Below are 16,303 nucleotides of genomic sequence, written 5' to 3' on the forward strand. Positions count from 1 at the left end.
TTTGTTAAAAATAATTAAAAAATAGTATTCAAATGTTAATTTATTTTGTTTTTAATTGAATATTTGAAAAAACCGCCTGCTGATCATATCAACAGGCGGCTCTGTGCGTTAAAAATGTTTAGGTCTAATTGCTTATTACCATTTTACGGTAAGCATAAATGTCTTCGATGGTTACGACACTCATCCCTTTTCTGTTGGCAAAGTCCACAATTTCAGGAAGTCTTGCCATAGAGCCATCTTCGTTCGTCAGTTCACAAAGTACAGCATCGTCACCCAGGTTAGCCATTTTTACAAGATCTACACTGCCTTCGGTATGACCGCGTCTTTCAAATACACAACCTTTTCTGGCGATCAGGGGAAAAACATGGCCGGGACTTGCAATATGCTCTGCCTGTGCATCTGATGCTACAGCTGTTCTGATCGTTGTGACACGGTCTTTGGCTGAAACACCAGACTCTACGCCTTCTCTGGCTTCAATGGAAATTGTGAATGCGGTTTGATTTTTTGAACTGTTGTTTTCCACCATCGGACGAAGGTTGAGGTGGCGGCTTTTTTCTTCAGAAATGCATAAGCAAACGATACCGCTGCATTCGCGGATCAGAAGTGCCATGTCCTGTTCTGTAATTGTGGAAGCGGGAAAGATGATATCGCCTTCATTTTCGCGGTTTTCATCATCTACTAAAAGAATACCTTTTCCCTGTTGTAACGTTGCAAGTGCTTTTTCTACACGTTCTCTGGAGTTTGCTCCGAATTGTTCCAATAATTTTTCCATGTTATTTTACTTTTAAAAGTTAAAATAGTCTTCGGTACATGGAAATGAAATATGATACAATAAGAGCCCATAAGGAATCTTACTGATCATCTCATTTTCTTCTCCCATCCAGACTTTAACTGTCGGTTCCGGAATTTCACCAGATCAGTCCCTTCAAAAGAAAGGAGTCGCGGACTGTAACCGCCGGTAGGGAATTTCACCCTGCCCCGAAGAAAACTTATACTAAGTTTTGCTGTATGTTGTAATTTAAATTTTTATTTCATTGAATAATATTTAACGCACAGGCTGCTAATTTCGGGAAGTTTTTTGAATTGGAAAAGAGATTTTCAGATTTTATAAAGTTAGTAGCGGAAGTGTTTTTAAGGTTATTCAGAATTTATCTTCAGGTCTTTCTTAATATTTTCTCCATCTTCTTTCCTTTTGCCAGCTCATCAATCAGTTTATCCATATAGCGGATGTTTCTCATCAGTTCATCTTCAATGTCTTCCACACGATATCCACAAATGACACCTTTGATCAGTGAAACATTCGGATTGATCTGAGGGGCTTTTTCGAAAAATGTTTTCAGATCTGTTTTATGATCTAATATTTCCTGGAGCTCTTTTTCATTATATCCGGTAAGCCAGAATATAATCTCGTGAACTTCTTCTTTAGTGCGTCCTTTTCTTTCTGCTTTTTGAATATAATGTGGATAAACACTTGCAAAAGGCATTGCAAAAATTCGGGTATTCTGCATATTGATTGTTTAATAGCTTTTTAGTCTAATCTTTTTATGACCTGATCAAGTATCCTGTTAAACTCTTCCGGCTTTTCCAGCATAGGATAATGCCCAACGCCTTCAATGGTTACATAATCATAGTTTTTCAGATATTTTCGGTTGTTTTCCAAATGCGTGGGAGAAGCATCTGAATTAATGGCGATAACGGGTACCTGAACCTGTTTTGCAATTATTTTGAAGTCTGTTTTATATAAAGGCCACAGAGCATTGATTGCCAATTCAGGTTCATTTTGAAGGAATTCACGCTGTACCCTTTCTTTTACAGCAGGTGGAGTTCCTTCTGCAAATAAAAATTGCGGCAGAAAGTTTTCCACAGTGTATTTGAAGTCCTTTCTGTATTGAGAGAGCACTTCTTCAGTTTGCTGCTCGGTAAATGATTCGTCCAGGTTTTTTAATGTATCTATCAGAATTATAGCTTTTACAGCCGGAATTTGTAAAGAAGCTTCCAAAACATAAGCTCCGGACATGGAATGACCCACAAGAATTATTTCCTGCGAATGAACGGCATCGGCAACAGCTTTAATATCATCTGCATATCGGGCACTTGTCCATTCTTTTCTGGATGAATCAGATTTTCCATGTCCTGCAAGGTCTGTTTGTACAATATGATACCGGTTGGCAAAATATTCCTGCTGATCAGCCCACCACTCTGTGTTGCCAAGCCATCCGTGGACAAAAAGTAAAGTCGTATTTCCGTTGCCTGATTCTTTATAATGAATTTTCCGGCCATCTGATGAGATTGCATATTTTTCCATTTCGATGAGTAATTGATGTATTTTAGCCCAATTTACAAAAAGGCTGCAAGAATTTTAATGATTTTAGTGGTAAAAGCAGTCCTGTATTCAAATACAGGGCTGCGAAATTTATTTTTTATCAGTTGATCTCAGGTTGACTATAATAATGGCATAAGGTGGTGTTCCCAGGAGATCTTTTATTTCACATTTGTAGAAAATAATATTCTTTAAAAACTGCTGGTGAGAAATTTCAATCCTGTACTCTATTCCTGTCGGCATAGCCCTGGTAGCAAAACCTTCCAGGCTGTCTATTTCATATGTGCCGGTATTTCCCATGAAATTAAGGATTTCCCTTAACCCTTAATGTACAATTCATAATAAAAACAGAAGGTACAATAGGATAATTTTCAAAATGACCTTTACATTGGTTAGATGTAAAAGGGTTGAGTAAAACGTTAAATTTATGTTCATTTTCTATTGTAATTGTGCCTTCGGGAAGATTTTCATCGTAATATTCCACAGGAGCATCATTGAAGTAGTCTTTATAAAAAAGTTTGAACGTATCTTTCGCAATGATATGATAATCGAGTTCGAAAGAGTAGAGTGGTTCCCCGGAGTGATTGTCTCTCATCAGGAGTGAAGATTTACCTTTTCTTTTGGATTCCAGGAAGCTCTCGCAGGTAATGGAGGCAGAATCTGATTTTCTATAGGAAAGCTGCCTTATTCTCACCTTTTCACCCATAAAATAAATCGGGTCTCTGGAGGAAGTATTTAAAAGTCTGTAAAGGTTACAGCTTCCTAATGAAGATAATATCTTTATCAGTTTTGAAAAATTTTCATTGCTGAAATCATAATCTGAAATTTCAGCTTCCATCCTGCTTCCGTTATAAATAATACTTTCAGGGATGGAAATGTACGGTGCAGTTTCCCCGAGATAAGGGATGATGTTTTCTTTGATGTCTGTTGTTGTCATTTAAATGAGGGATTATTAAGTTATTCAATCTGTTTTCATTTGTGGATAACTTTTTCATCATAGTGTTGCGGTTTTTTTGTGAAGATGTGTATATAATGATTATTTAGATTTTATTTAATCGGGAATAATAAATAAGAATCGTTAGCATATCTGTAGTTAGTTTTTGTAAATATATTCTTAATTACTTGAATATAATTGTTTTGTGTTATTTATTTCTTTATTTGGTGATTTGTTTTTTGCTGCAATTTATAAAAAAATACTCATAATGAATTATGAATAAATGTTCATTATTCAAATTTTGAAAGATGAATATATGAAGATGTAACTGTGGATAACTTATTCATATAACTTATCCACAGACTTTTCTATGCTGAAAATTCCACAAAAAGTAATTTTATTTTTAATTTATTGAATTATAGAACGTTATTGTATTGTTTTCAATGGTTGAAAAAACTTATCCATAGTTTATCCACAAAGGTAAATTGGAATATAAAAAGTTATCCACAAATATTTAAATATGTGGATAAATATATGTTTTGGTTTAAATAGTTTTAAATCAATTATTTACCTGTAGTCTGTAGATGTCTTGAGATTTAGTTTTCGACTTATCCACAAAATTGTGTTCTTTCTTACTTGTCTTTATAAATATTCCAGAAGTTAAAATCTGTCATAGGTGCATCTGTTATTCCGATATTTCTTCCCATTGTTACAATCTGTCCTCTGTGATAGGTGCCGTGAAGAATAGCATGCTGGATATATTCATATTTGGAAAAGTCACATTGAAACCATTGGGATTCTATCTTTACATTTTTAGAAAGATCCTCTTCAGACAAGCTTTCCACATAATCTACCAGTTTTTGTGAATTGTTTTTTATGGCATTGAACACCTCCTCTTTGCTGGTAACTTCTGCCGTTTTGGTAAAATCAAAATCATTATTTTCGGAAATGTGGCTCCACCAGTATTCCTGCGTTTGCCAGATATGATGCAGGGTTTTTAAGATCGTAGGAAAGCTTGAAATGGTTACCTGGTTCAGTTGTTCATCTGACTTTGTGGATAGCCAGTCAATATATTTGTTAACCACCCAGTTGTTGTACTGTACACTTTTGCTGACTAATGCTTTTAAGCTCATAATATTATATTTATTGGGTTTGAGAAATGATGCTACAATCCGAAATGTCGGTCCTGATCTGAATTTTCAGGATTGATGAGTGCTTTGTTGCTGTATGTTGCTCTTTCAAAATCACTGATGTTGACAGAAAGAAAGGAAATGTCTGGCAGCAATTCAGAAAGTCGGCTGGTGATCTGTCTGGAAAGGTCAGCTTTTTGTCCTGGAGTGCGTCCCTCCATAATATATCCGAACACATGCAGGAAATTTTTCTTACCTGCACCTAATCTGTAATACTGATAGGGCTGGAGCCTTACTTTAATATCATTGGGAGCAAACAGACCTGTTGCATCAGCTGTTTCATAAATGGCATCCAGTAATTCATCAGGTGTTCTCTGCTGAAGAATACCCTGTGAACATTCTATAATAAAATGAGGCATAAAATATATTTTGTGGTTTGATTTTGTGTGAGATAAAAATAATAAAAAACAGCAATGGATATTAAAAATAAAAACCGTTCTATTTTCAGAACGGTTTGAAAATGTGTATTTTTTACTTACAAATGGCAATTTTATGGGTTTGATTTCCTGATACTGTATCATGGTTGTATAGCATCGGACAAGTTGAAAAACAGCCGTTCCAGTTTTTTTGAGTTCTGTGAGAAAAGAACAAAAAATATAATAAAACGAAGCCGGTTACAATAGATTTCGTTTTCTTTATAATAAGACACTTTTAAGTGTGATATTGTTACATGCTATTGCAGAAAATATTTATTGTGCAGACGGGGAATTAATAATGCCAAACATTTTTTATTTCATTTGCTATTACAATGGCTTTGGTTTCGGTGATCCAGTCTACCATTCTGGTTTCAATGTCTTTCTGTATAAGAACAACAGAATATGTAGATCCGCTCAGAGAAAAGTGATAGCGAACCCCGAATTTATATTTTTCCACTTGAAAATCTTTTACTAAAATCTGATCAGTTTCTTTTTTCAGATAAGTTTTAGGTTTTGTAAACAGCTTGTTTTTATACTGGACAGTTACTTTTTCAGGGTCAATGGTAAGTATTGTTTTTCCGAAGGTGTTCCATAACCAGATATACAGGAACAGTATAAAAAAAGCTATAAAAGGAGTGGCAAATGAAATATAATTTAAAATGAAAAAGATACTTTCTCCCTGAAGGCTTGAAAGAGGAATAATAATCAGAATAATAAAAGTGAGCAGGAGTAAACCTAAGCCCAATATAATGGTCACAGCCTTGTTTTTTATTTTAATGATGGTGGGCATAATCATCTATCTTTAGAACTATTTTTTTTCATATAACTTTGTTTTCTCAAGCCCGAAATTATTAATTCTGACCATTGGAGAATCTATATCCCAGGTTGGAAGATTTAAGGAAAGCTGATCTTCTAATTTTACGATTCCCGGTGTTACATTATAATCAAATTCATAGCTTTTATTACCCGTAATGATTTCAAGCCCGGTTTGTTTTCTATCACTGAATGGAGTTGGGACACTAAAAAAATATATTGAAATAATTTCATCCCATTTTATAAATTCAGAGTTATTATTTTGCTTAATATAAAACCCTTTTTCTGTGTATTGAAAAATCCCGTCATATTCATGCTGTTTATCCATTTCCTTTTCAAATGAATCATAATCTTTCTCTTCGGGATAATACAGTTTTGCTACTGAAAATACAAGAACCACAAAACAAATAAAAATAATGGCAAATGTAATTTTTTTGTCGTCATAAACAGGGTAGTTGTAAAGAGTCAGTACCAATACCAGACACGTAACTGCGATTAACTTTTTCATATTTCAGACGTGTATTGAAAAGTTATTTTTTTGAATCAAGTGTTGCATTTGCAGGCAGAAACATTTATACAAAATCATAGGAAGTGAAAAGCTGGTTTTCAATGGAATAAAATTAATTTTGTAAAACAGGCTGGCGGTAAGGCTGATTGATTTCATCAATTTTTGCCCTCAGGTCCCCAATCGTAAAGGTTTCTGAATTACATTGAATCTCCGGAATGTCATGTGTTGATAAAAAATCGTTCAGATCATCACAATTTTGCAGGATATTAAATTCCCTGTTGTCCAAATCTAAAACAATTCCTTTGGTTTTGCCATTGATAGAGTAGGTAAGAGGACTTAATGCTCCTAAGAATGCTTTGGACCATAAGCCTTTCATATTTTCTTCGAAATAAATGAACCTCCCGTAATTCAGCACTTTACAAAATCTTGAATATTGATCCGGGTCATATCCCTTGTCCTCTTTGTTGGTATATTTTCTATAAGTCTGGAAATACATCTCTCCTTTATGTGAAACGGCTAGCGGAAATTTTACTCTTTTATTCTTTTCTTTAAAGTAAAAAAAAGCCTTTTCCGGCAGATCAAGAGAATCACACTTTTTACAGGCTTTGAAATATACTTCTTCAGTGGAAGACGGTTTTTTGTTTAAAACATCTTCTAAAGTCATATAAATGCCTTCGGGAAAATCTCCTTTTTTGATGAATGGGTATTCTTTTTTCTGCCCGGTTACTATACCTGCCATAAAAAGAAGAAATAATAAAATGTAGAATTTCATGGTTTGTTTTTTAGATTGGCTAAATTACAAATAAGCTACAGTAAAATAGAATAAGAGATAGTTTATTCCGTATCATCGTAAGAATTAACTTTATAAATCAATTGGAACTTTACGGTGTCTTTCTTTGAATTGGGGTATTTTTCTTTATTTATCTGTTTTTCGAATTCTTTCATAATCTCCAGGTCCAGGTCATCTTTAACCGCAAACTGAACATCGTTTTTCTTTTTTCCTAATTCAAATTGAACCATTATTTTTCCTTCACTTTTGGAGTTTTTAAACAAATTCTCAAAAATTTTGTTGGTTTTTTCAATAACAGATTTAATATCCTCAAAGGAAGAATTAGCCTTTAATTCCGAATCGCCGGACAGAAATATGACCTTTTCAAGTTTAGTTTCTTTGTTGCCTTTATCCGTAACATACACTTCATTACCATTTTTATATGTTTTAATAGTTCCATCCGTTTTATAAGTTTCATTACCGATAGGATTGCTGTAAGAATTTTTATACGGGAACTCATCAAGCCAGAATAATTTTAGCTTTTCCTTCAGAAAGTTGATAATGTAATAATGGTTTTCGGTTTGTATGATAAACAAAGGTTCTTGAATATCAAATGAGATGGTAGACCAGTAATATTTTAATTCATCTTCATTAGCTTTTCTTATCTGATAATTTCCGGAAACCTCTTTTTTAAATTCATTCCATATTTTTTTGGAGTCATCCAGCTTTTTGGCCATTTTTCCTTCAATTTCTGCATCATCTATATGGAAAATCAGACTATCAGGGATACTTTTTAAGCTTTCAATATTCTTAAACCTTTTCCAAAGTGTAGGCCCTATAATTAAATTATTTCCCAATATATCATAGCTGGTTGTTTTCGTAAGGCTTTCAGTAAGTAGTTTTTTAGCTTTATCATTGATGATGTTTTCAGCATAATGATACACCACACCATTGGGAATGGTTATTTTCTCAGTGATTTGCGCTTTAACAGCATTGGTGATGAATAAAATAAGGAGAAGGATTTTTATTTTCATTGGTTGTTTTTAATTGGGGCAAAATACCAAAAAAAGAGAATTTGATTTTTTTTGTGTCCTGAATATTATTTTGCAAAATTTAATGTCTGAATGGCTTTTAAAAGTTCTACCTGATTTTCTTTTTTCAGATTTGTACCATATAGATTGAATCTGATTTTTCCTATCGATTCAGTCTTGAGGCTGTCGATATAAACACCTGTAATTCCTTTTCCCACTTGTTTGGGCTCCAATATTTTTGCCTTATATCCATCAATTTTTTTATAGGTTATTTTACTTTTGATGAAATTTTCCTGATTCTCATTTTCATTGAGAATAATAAATAATGTAGTATCAGCGTCTGGATTTACTTTTAAAAGTTCATTCAAATCTTTTCTGCTGATAACAGGAGTTGAAAGCTGCTCAAGAGAATTTGAATAAGGTCCGTAATCATAAAAAATAGAATCATTATTTTTTGTGACAATAATTCCAGCATTGCTATCATACGCATTCGGCTCCAGCTTGCTCCAGCCTTTAGGAGCCTGAAGTGTAAAACTGCGAAAATCATTGATTTTGTTTTTTGAGAATTCTCAGTACAACTCAATAATATAAAAGCAGTAAAAATGAATGAAGACATTTTTTTCATGACTTTATCGGAGCATGTTTTATATAGAGTTAATATCCTTTTTTAGTTGTATTTTAACATTACTTTTTACCTGATCATTAGATTCAGAATGTGTTACATTCTTTAACTTTCCTGTTCTTATATAGAGTACATAAAAAACTTATGATTGTTAAAATAAAGGTTCCCCATTCATATCCGTAGTCAGTACCTCACTCATATAATCGAAAAAGGACCGCATGGCAAGCAAGGTCTGGATGGCTTCCTTATGAAAGCTGTCTGACAGAACCTCCTTATCTGTAAATTTCCGCATCACCAGGAATTGTTTTTTTCTGATCAGGTCAATAGCCGGATGGTTTTTATCAAACCCACGAGGTGCCGTTTTTACAGCGTCTCCTTTAAGTTCTCCAAAATATTTGATGAAAGTTGTATCGGAAATAATTTTTTCAATTTCTTTACTGCTTATTTCAAATTCTTTACGGATACGAAGCAGATCTTTGGCCTCCGGGCCCCAGAATCCGCCTCCTACAAAACTGTTTCCAGGTTCCAGCTGAATATAATATCCGCCTCTCAGCATAGGCTTCGAACGGGAATATCCCACTCCGAAATTGGTTTTATAGGGAGCTTTGTTTTTGGAAAAACGGACGTCATTATAAATCCTGAAAATATGCATTCCTTTGAGCTGATCATGTTCCTGAAGTTCATGATAGATCTGAGTAAATAAAACTTTATTTTCCTTTACAATGACATCATATTCAGATTTGTGCCTGGCGAACCATTCCCGGTTGTTATTTTCTTTTAAATGGCTAAGAAATTCAAATGCTTTTTTCATATTCAGATCACGACTTTCCTTCGTTGATATATTCCTGATAATCTTCTTCTAATTTGTCAATTTCTTTGATTAAAAAATCATAAATATTTCCTTCAAATACTTCATAATCTTCCTCGTCATATTTGTCATACTCAATTTTTATGATTCCGTTGTCTGTATAAGCTCTGTACAGATTTCCGCTGCGTTTGAAAAATAGCTGGCCCAGAGGCTTGTCTTTACATTCAAGAGCTTCGGCGTGTTTCTCTTCAAAACCCATCCATGAAGGCATTTCTTCGTCCTGTGAAAGCCCGTACACGAAAAAGCCGTATCCGAATTTCCAGGCTGGAAGAACATCAAATTCCTCGGGCCGTTTCCATATTTCTTCTTTAACCTCAAAAATCAGGGAGCCAAATGTTGTCAGAAAATCCTTAACATCTTCACTGAATGTAAAACCTGTACTTTCTTCATACCTTGTAATCTGTTCTTCGGTGGCCGGATTTGCCAGGGAACCCATTACGAAAAAATCATCATTTAATTTCTTTTTCCTGTCCCAGAATTCTTCTTTTGTTGGCATATTTTTTTGCTTGGTTTATGTCCTCCTCATTGCTCAGACCGTTATGGAAACAAATATAAGGGAAAGTTGAAGGGATAAAAAAATGAAGGCTTTACTTTTCATGTTTCTCTTCTAAACTTTGTTTCAATTCTTCACTGATCAGGTTGTTTTCTATCAGGTAGCGGCTTATTATTTTCAGGAAATATCTGCATTCCTTTAAGTAATCTTTATCAGGTAAAGGTTTGCCATCGGTTTTCAGATAAGTATTTGCTTTGTTGACGAATACTCCGGCACTTTCGAATTCTTTGCTGATGAATAACATTCCGATTAAGGATATGTAAGAAACAAATTCATATTCACCATGATTTCCTTTTAAATAGTGAGAAGGCATCTTTTTGTTCATCTCCTGAAAATAGGATATGATTCCGATATCTTTCAGGTATTTCTCCTTTTCGATAACAAACCAGGCATCTACTATTTCTCCATCAAAATCCATTTCAAGATCATAATATCCGATGGATTCTGAATTTCTAAGATACATGTCATTTTCCACATATATACCTATTCTTGCTCTGATAAATGGTTCAATATATCGCTGTTCAATCAGATATTGATAGCCATCAAACAGGAAGGTAATTTCATTGGGTGCGAAACCTCCTATCAATTCGTCAGGGTCTTCGGAGAGTATTTTGTGGAGAGTGTCAAATGCTTTCTGTCTGAGGTCAAATGTCCGGGCTCTTTCTGTTAATAATAATTCAAGTTCCTGAGCAGTCATAGTACGGTTATTAGTTTTCAAATCTACGAATTAGAATATATGTCCATATGGTTCAACTTATATTAATACAAAATATCTGCATCCGAATTGATAAGAAGGATTGCTTCAGAAAAAGTATCAGCAATTAATTCCGGCACCTCACCATAGTTTTTGAACACACCTTTCTTTCCTTTCACAAAGCCGATATGATGCGAGTTAATCAGATAGTCTGCAAATACAATGAAACTCTTGTTTTTCTCATGATGATATTCCTCTAGGATTCTTGATAATGACCAGATAGAAAACATATTTTTAGTCCAGTCCGAATCTGCAAATCCATCCAGATTTAAATAAAATTCTCTAAAATCATCAGGAAACTGAAAATCAATGATTTCTTCAACTGCTTTTATAGCTTCCGGTGTTGCAGGCGGGTTAAGCTTTATACTTTCATTGGCCCATTTCTCTTTAATTTTATCTATACGGAGATGTATCATTTGGCATCATCTTACAATTCTAATCTTCTGCAAAACCCCTTTCTCATCTTTAAAACTGAAAATATAAGTTCCGCGCTGTACTTTAGATAAATCTATATTTCTGTTATAATAGGCAAAGCCTCTGCTGACCACTTCTCCATCTAAAGAGTACACGGTAAATTCAAATTGATTGCTGTTATTTTATTGCTGATGATGAAACCGTCTTTGGATGCGTTGGTGTAGACTTTTGTTTTAGTCTCACGGTCTTCACCGGCTGCATTTGAAGATAGCGCACTTTCAGAAATATCAGCTGCTTGTAAGCTTTTAATAGCTGATTTGGTTACAGAAGTTGTGCTTCCGCCAATGATGTATAATTTATCATTGTATACTTCCGTTGCAGCGTGTCTCCTGGGGATCATATTGGATGACAGCTGATGGAATTTATTGGTTGCCGTATCAAAATAGGCCAGAAAAGTCTGATTATTATAGCCTCCTGCAATAAAAATCTTATCACCGGATACCGCTAACGAATGTCCTGATATCCCGGCTGGCATCGTAATCTGATCGGTCCACCGGTTGGTGTTGATGTCGTAGATATTGATCAGGCGGGATGAGGTACCGTTAAAGCCGCCAATGACATAAAGCTTATCATTCACAATTTTGCCCTTTGCTTCTCTGGCTGTGGGCATATCCGGTAATGGATGCCATGTATTGGAAGCAATATCATAATATTGGAACCTGTTGGAAAAGGAAGTGGTTGCAGCGCCATTGAGCCCGCTTCCGCCAAACACATATATTTTCCCGTTATGGATGGCAGAACCTGCATTGCCGGTATAGGAACGGTTAACAGCACCCTTCGTTACTTTAAGGGTTGCAAGGTCTACAATTTCAAGATGGCTGTTTCCCCAACCGTTAAAAATATAAATTTTATTATCATAAGTCTCCGAATTAGCAAATTTTTTGGGACTTAGAATAGAATTGAGAACACTCCATTTGTTATCAGTAATATTATATTTTTCAATATAGTTGGCATTGCCTCCGCTTTCCTGATATCCATTGATCACGTATATATTATCATCAACAATTACACTGGTTGTGGCTCCTCTGCCTACCGACATGTTGGCGAGACTTTTAAAATTAAGGGTTTGCGCGTGAGCCAGCAGTGAACTCAAAAATGACAGGAATAATAATTTTGTTTTCAATGGTATGGGTTTTAGTGTTGGGTTCTGTTTTATACTTTCAGTGATTCAGGTTTATTTTCCGGATCAGTCTTTAATAGCATATTCGTGGTTTAAAGATAAGAAAAAGTTGGAGAGAATTTTTAAAATGCTTTATTCAGACAGGCATCAGGTTATTTTTTCTAAAAAACGGTTGATTTCATTCACGCTTTATATTTCTGCAGGTACAGTTACCCCCTTCCCTAAGGGGGTAGAGGGGGTTCATGAAGGGGGTATAGCCCCTTATCCAAGGGGTAAAGGGACTTATGGAAGGGGGTGGAGAGGCTTTGTGAAGTGGTTATATGGGGTTGTATAAGGGGGTACAGGCCGTTCTGAAGGGGAGATACCTCCTTACCCAAGGGGCTGTAGGGGCTTATGGAAGGGGCTGGAACCCCTTGATTAAGTGGCTGGAGGGAGTTCGGAAGGGGCTTCACTTAATTGCGCTTCATATTTCGTTAATGATTTTCTTAATTGTGTAAAATCTTCTCTCAATTGGAAAATTTTGTTTGGAATATCATCAATACTATTACACTGACTTAAAAGAATATTTACTAAGGGTGGAATATGTTGATTCGTATATCCAAAGTACTTATTAATTTGAGCTTGTTTTGATTCAAAAACATCTGTTAATTTTGTAATGATTTCTTTCCCCAAACCTCTGTTTTGAAAATTATTTAATTGATTTTTATAGCAATAATAGGGAAGTGTTGCTTGAACATTACTGTAATACGTTACTTCATTTAATTTATTGAAAAAGTTTTGAGGCGAGTTATGGCTTACAAGAGCAACAAATCCATCTTCAACTCTGCCAATATTTAAAAAAGATAATTTTTCAACGTCCTCATTCAAAGTTGATATTTTTAAATACTTTTCTCTTGAATCTTTAGTATCTAGACCTTTTTCAACGAATTCTTGAATCCTTTCTTGATAAGTAGTTGGGTTATTTGGATCAAATTTGCCAATACTTACGACTTGTCCTATATTATTTCCAATTCCGCCAATTGCACTTAAGCATTTTGTTTTTGTTATTAATTCTAAAATTGGTCTTCCATTGGGGAAGATAGATTTAGAAACAATATTTAAATGTTTAAATTCTTGATCGGAAATATAAAACTTACTATTTAGTATAAATGATTCTATAAAAGTGTTTAAAGTATAAATAAAAGTAATATTTGGTTTATCATATCCGCCAATTATATAATCTAATTCATCAATAAGATTTAGACTTATATATGTTGAATTGTATTCCAAATCTAGTTTATTCATTCTTGGTTGTTTTTTGCGATTTTTTGGCTTTACTTGCCACTAACTTTCTAATTTACGCATTGCGTCAATAATGACAATAGATACTGCGCCAATTCTGTTTTGATTTTAGCTATCTATTTTTAATCATTAAATATAAAGTATAAATATACTATTTCCTTATGGAAAACCATAATCCAAACAAAAAACCGCTCTACAAGTAGAACGGTTAGTATATTAGATTGTCTTAGCTTACGCTGTTACATCATTCCTGGCATTCCACCACCCATTGGCATTGCTGGTTCGTCTTTTTTCACTTCAGTGATTACACATTCAGTAGTAAGAAGCATTCCAGATACAGAAGCTGCATTTTCAAGGGCAACTCTTGTTACTTTAGTTGGGTCAATGATACCTGCTTCAAGCATGTGAACATACTCGTCAGTTTTTGCATTGTATCCGAAGTCTCCAGTTCCTTCTGCTACTTTAGCAACAATTACAGAACCTTCACCGCCTGCGTTGGCAACGATTTGTCTTAATGGCTCTTCGATTGCTCTTTTCACGATTTTGATCCCTGTAGTTTCGTCAGCATTAGATCCTGAAAGATTGTCAAGTGAAGAGATTGCTCTTACTAAAGCAACACCACCACCGGCAACGATACCTTCTTCTACAGCCGCTCTTGTAGCGTGTAGGGCGTCATCTACTCTGTCTTTTTTCTCTTTCATTTCCACTTCAGAAGCAGCTCCTACGTAAAGTACAGCAACACCTCCAGCTAACTTAGCTAATCTTTCCTGAAGTTTTTCTCTGTCGTAGTCAGAAGTTGTAGTTTCCATCTGAGCTTTGATCTGAGCTACTCTTCCTTTGATTTTCGCTTCGTCACCACCACCGTTTACAACTGTTGTATTGTCTTTGTCGATGGTTACTTTCTCAGCAGTTCCAAGCATATCCAAAGAGATGTTTTCCATAGTGAAACCTTGCTCTTCAGAGATCACCTGTCCACCTGTAAGGATTGCGATATCTTCTAACATTGCTTTTCTTCTGTCTCCGAATCCTGGAGCTTTTACAGCAGCAATTTTAAGAGAACCTCTTAGTTTGTTTACTACCAAAGTAGCTAAAGCTTCTCCTTCAACTTCTTCAGAGATGATCAATAAAGACTTACCACCTTGTGCAATTGGCTCAAGAACCGGTAATAATTCTTTCATGGAAGAGATTTTCTTCTCTACTAAAAGGATATATGGGTTTTCAAGTTCAGCTAACATTTTCTCAGGGTTTGTCACGAAGTAAGGTGACTGGTATCCTCTGTCAAACTGCATACCTTCTACAACGTCTACTGTTGTATCAGTACCTTTAGCTTCCTCTACAGTGATTACTCCTTCTTTACCTACTTTTCCGAACGCTTCAGCGATTAAAGAACCGATGGTATCGTCGTTGTTGGCAGAGATAGAAGCAACCTGCTTGATTTTTTCTGAAGAATCTCCAACCTCCTGAGATTGAGATTTAAGGTTTTCCACAACAGCAGTTACCGCTTTGTCAATCCCTCTTTTAAGATCCATCGGGTTAGCACCGGCAGCTACGTTCTTAAGACCTTCTCTTACGATAGCCTGTGCCAATACAGTAGCGGTAGTAGTACCGTCTCCTGCGATATCGTTAGTTTTGGAAGCTACTTCTTTTACCATCTGAGCTCCCATATTTTCTACCTTATCTTCAAGTTCGATTTCTTTTGCTACAGAAACACCGTCCTTAGTTACGTGTGGAGCACCGAAAGATTTTTCGATCACTACGTTTCTCCCTTTAGGACCTAAAGTTACTTTTACTGCATTAGCCAATGCATCTACCCCTCTCTTTAGAGCGTCTCTTGATTCAATATCGAATTTTATTTCTTTTGCCATGTTTGTTTAGCTTTTGGCGACTTGCTTTTTGCTTTTAGCTTTTGCAATTCGCGTGTTTAACTTTAATTTTTAATTTCCATTGAGCCTGTTCCACAAAGTGACAAGCTTTTTCTTTAATGTTGTCAACTCTTCCAGAAGATTTTGGTAATCATTTTCATGAATGTATCCTAAATCTTTGGCGAGAATTAATTGGTTTTCGGCTTCATTGGATGATCCCAGAGCAATATTTGATGAAGTTGGCAAATTCTTTATCTGAATTCTGCCGCTTCTGAGATATTATATCCAATCGATGCAAATGATCTTCTGATTTGAGAGGTGAGTCCAAAAATTTCCTCTTTTGGAAAACTTCCGGTTGAAGTATAAATTTTCAATGTCAACTGATGACTTAATTGCCATACCTCAAACTTTTTAAAATCTCTCATACATTAATTTTCATGTATAAAAAGCCATTTGCCAGAAGCCAATAGCGAGATGCTTACCCGATGATTCCCAATAAGTCAGCTTCTCTTACGATTAAGTAATCTTTCCCTTCTAACTTCAATTCAGAACCTGAATATTTACCATAAAGTACTTTGTCACCTACCTGAACCGTTGTAGGCTCGTCTTTTTTACCAGGACCTACTGCTACTACAGTACCTTCTTGCGGCTTTTCCTTTGCAGTATCCGGGATAATAATACCTGAAGCTGTTTTAGTTTCTGCTGCGATTGGCTCTACCAGAACTCTGTCTGCCAATGGTTTAAAGTTTACTGACATAATATATTTAATTTTTTAATTATTTCTGTCT

At 35.1% G+C, this 16,303-nt stretch carries 24 protein-coding genes and 1 riboswitch; of the genes, 1 reads left to right on the forward strand and 23 read right to left on the reverse strand.

Annotation, left to right across the window (positions count from 1 at the left end):
- Positions 1–124: 124 nt before the first annotated feature.
- The 18 genes from ribB to ACE3RB_RS14615 form a co-directional block, all read right to left on the reverse strand.
- On the reverse strand, positions 125–772 hold the full coding sequence (gene ribB, locus ACE3RB_RS14530) for a 3,4-dihydroxy-2-butanone-4-phosphate synthase (protein ID WP_374464857.1): 648 nt from the start codon (positions 770–772) through the stop codon (positions 125–127).
- Positions 773–864: 92 nt separating this feature from the next.
- Positions 865–990: riboswitch (FMN riboswitch) on the reverse strand.
- 164 nt (positions 991–1,154) lie between these two features.
- Positions 1,155–1,508 carry a DUF2200 domain-containing protein gene (locus ACE3RB_RS14535; RefSeq protein WP_374464858.1) on the reverse strand — a complete coding sequence of 118 codons (354 nt, stop codon included), beginning with the start codon at positions 1,506–1,508 and terminating at the stop codon, positions 1,155–1,157.
- Positions 1,509–1,528: 20 nt separating this feature from the next.
- The gene (locus ACE3RB_RS14540; protein ID WP_374464859.1) at positions 1,529–2,305 is read right to left on the reverse strand and encodes an alpha/beta fold hydrolase; all 777 of its coding nucleotides are present in this window, start codon (positions 2,303–2,305) and stop codon (positions 1,529–1,531) included.
- Between the two features lie 108 nt (positions 2,306–2,413).
- Positions 2,414–2,620: a hypothetical protein gene (locus tag ACE3RB_RS14545; protein ID WP_374464860.1), complete on the reverse strand. Its 207-nt coding sequence runs from the start codon at positions 2,618–2,620 to the stop codon at positions 2,414–2,416.
- 4 nt (positions 2,621–2,624) lie between these two features.
- On the reverse strand, positions 2,625–3,257 hold the full coding sequence (locus tag ACE3RB_RS14550) for a hypothetical protein (RefSeq protein ID WP_374464861.1): 633 nt from the start codon (positions 3,255–3,257) through the stop codon (positions 2,625–2,627).
- Positions 3,258–3,886: 629 nt separating this feature from the next.
- Entirely contained in the window at positions 3,887–4,387 is a 501-nt protein-coding gene (locus tag ACE3RB_RS14555) for a DinB family protein (RefSeq protein WP_374464862.1), read from the reverse strand.
- Positions 4,388–4,419: 32 nt separating this feature from the next.
- Positions 4,420–4,803 carry a 5-carboxymethyl-2-hydroxymuconate Delta-isomerase gene (locus ACE3RB_RS14560; protein WP_374464863.1) on the reverse strand — a complete coding sequence of 128 codons (384 nt, stop codon included), beginning with the start codon at positions 4,801–4,803 and terminating at the stop codon, positions 4,420–4,422.
- A gap of 349 nt (positions 4,804–5,152) precedes the next feature.
- Positions 5,153–5,650: a hypothetical protein gene (locus ACE3RB_RS14565; RefSeq protein ID WP_374464864.1), complete on the reverse strand. Its 498-nt coding sequence runs from the start codon at positions 5,648–5,650 to the stop codon at positions 5,153–5,155.
- Between the two features lie 18 nt (positions 5,651–5,668).
- Complete coding sequence (locus ACE3RB_RS14570; RefSeq protein ID WP_374464865.1) at positions 5,669–6,181, reverse strand: hypothetical protein; 513 nt, start codon at positions 6,179–6,181, stop codon at positions 5,669–5,671.
- Between the two features lie 112 nt (positions 6,182–6,293).
- Complete coding sequence (locus ACE3RB_RS14575) at positions 6,294–6,953, reverse strand: hypothetical protein (protein WP_374464866.1); 660 nt, start codon at positions 6,951–6,953, stop codon at positions 6,294–6,296.
- 62 nt (positions 6,954–7,015) lie between these two features.
- On the reverse strand, positions 7,016–7,984 hold the full coding sequence (locus ACE3RB_RS14580) for a hypothetical protein (protein WP_374464868.1): 969 nt from the start codon (positions 7,982–7,984) through the stop codon (positions 7,016–7,018).
- Positions 7,985–8,049: 65 nt separating this feature from the next.
- Positions 8,050–8,349, reverse strand: a complete 300-nt coding sequence (locus ACE3RB_RS14585; RefSeq protein WP_374464869.1) for a hypothetical protein — start codon at positions 8,347–8,349, stop codon at positions 8,050–8,052.
- 405 nt (positions 8,350–8,754) lie between these two features.
- Positions 8,755–9,414 (reverse strand): DUF2461 domain-containing protein, encoded by a 660-nt coding sequence (locus ACE3RB_RS14590; protein ID WP_374464870.1) that lies wholly within the window; start codon positions 9,412–9,414, stop codon positions 8,755–8,757.
- Between the two features lie 7 nt (positions 9,415–9,421).
- On the reverse strand, positions 9,422–9,967 hold the full coding sequence (locus ACE3RB_RS14595; RefSeq protein ID WP_374464871.1) for a hypothetical protein: 546 nt from the start codon (positions 9,965–9,967) through the stop codon (positions 9,422–9,424).
- A 91-nt stretch (positions 9,968–10,058) separates the two neighbouring features.
- Entirely contained in the window at positions 10,059–10,742 is a 684-nt protein-coding gene (locus tag ACE3RB_RS14600; protein WP_374464872.1) for a hypothetical protein, read from the reverse strand.
- 41 nt (positions 10,743–10,783) lie between these two features.
- Entirely contained in the window at positions 10,784–11,194 is a 411-nt protein-coding gene (locus tag ACE3RB_RS14605) for an SMI1/KNR4 family protein (protein WP_374464873.1), read from the reverse strand.
- A 6-nt stretch (positions 11,195–11,200) separates the two neighbouring features.
- Positions 11,201–11,347 carry a T9SS type A sorting domain-containing protein gene (locus ACE3RB_RS14610; protein WP_374464874.1) on the reverse strand — a complete coding sequence of 49 codons (147 nt, stop codon included), beginning with the start codon at positions 11,345–11,347 and terminating at the stop codon, positions 11,201–11,203.
- Positions 11,335–12,375 (reverse strand): Kelch repeat-containing protein, encoded by a 1,041-nt coding sequence (locus ACE3RB_RS14615; RefSeq protein ID WP_374464875.1) that lies wholly within the window; start codon positions 12,373–12,375, stop codon positions 11,335–11,337. The genes ACE3RB_RS14610 and ACE3RB_RS14615 overlap by 13 nt, the downstream gene beginning before the upstream one ends.
- 4 nt (positions 12,376–12,379) lie before the next feature.
- Here ACE3RB_RS14615 and ACE3RB_RS14620 point away from each other — a divergent pair, with 4 nt between their 5' ends.
- On the forward strand, positions 12,380–12,706 hold the full coding sequence (locus ACE3RB_RS14620) for a hypothetical protein (RefSeq protein WP_374464876.1): 327 nt from the start codon (positions 12,380–12,382) through the stop codon (positions 12,704–12,706).
- A gap of 83 nt (positions 12,707–12,789) precedes the next feature.
- Here ACE3RB_RS14620 and ACE3RB_RS14625 read toward each other — a convergent pair whose 3' ends face one another.
- The 5 genes from ACE3RB_RS14625 to groES all read right to left on the reverse strand — a co-directional run bounded on the left by ACE3RB_RS14625 (position 12,790) and on the right by groES (position 16,272).
- The gene (locus ACE3RB_RS14625; RefSeq protein WP_374464877.1) at positions 12,790–13,656 is read right to left on the reverse strand and encodes a hypothetical protein; all 867 of its coding nucleotides are present in this window, start codon (positions 13,654–13,656) and stop codon (positions 12,790–12,792) included.
- 236 nt (positions 13,657–13,892) lie between these two features.
- Positions 13,893–15,518, reverse strand: coding sequence for a chaperonin GroEL (gene groL / locus ACE3RB_RS14630; protein ID WP_374464878.1), 1,626 nt, complete (start codon positions 15,516–15,518; stop codon positions 13,893–13,895).
- Between the two features lie 69 nt (positions 15,519–15,587).
- On the reverse strand, positions 15,588–15,761 hold the full coding sequence (locus ACE3RB_RS14635; protein WP_374464879.1) for a four helix bundle protein: 174 nt from the start codon (positions 15,759–15,761) through the stop codon (positions 15,588–15,590).
- Between the two features lie 5 nt (positions 15,762–15,766).
- Complete coding sequence (locus ACE3RB_RS14640; RefSeq protein WP_374464880.1) at positions 15,767–15,940, reverse strand: four helix bundle protein; 174 nt, start codon at positions 15,938–15,940, stop codon at positions 15,767–15,769.
- Positions 15,941–15,993: 53 nt separating this feature from the next.
- A complete protein-coding gene (gene groES, locus ACE3RB_RS14645; RefSeq protein ID WP_002976538.1) occupies positions 15,994–16,272 on the reverse strand; it encodes a co-chaperone GroES in 279 nt (92 codons plus the stop codon).
- Between the last annotated feature and the right edge of the window lie 31 nt (positions 16,273–16,303).

The organism is Chryseobacterium sp., assembly GCF_041914225.1.
Lineage (GTDB): Bacteria > Bacteroidota > Bacteroidia > Flavobacteriales > Weeksellaceae > Chryseobacterium.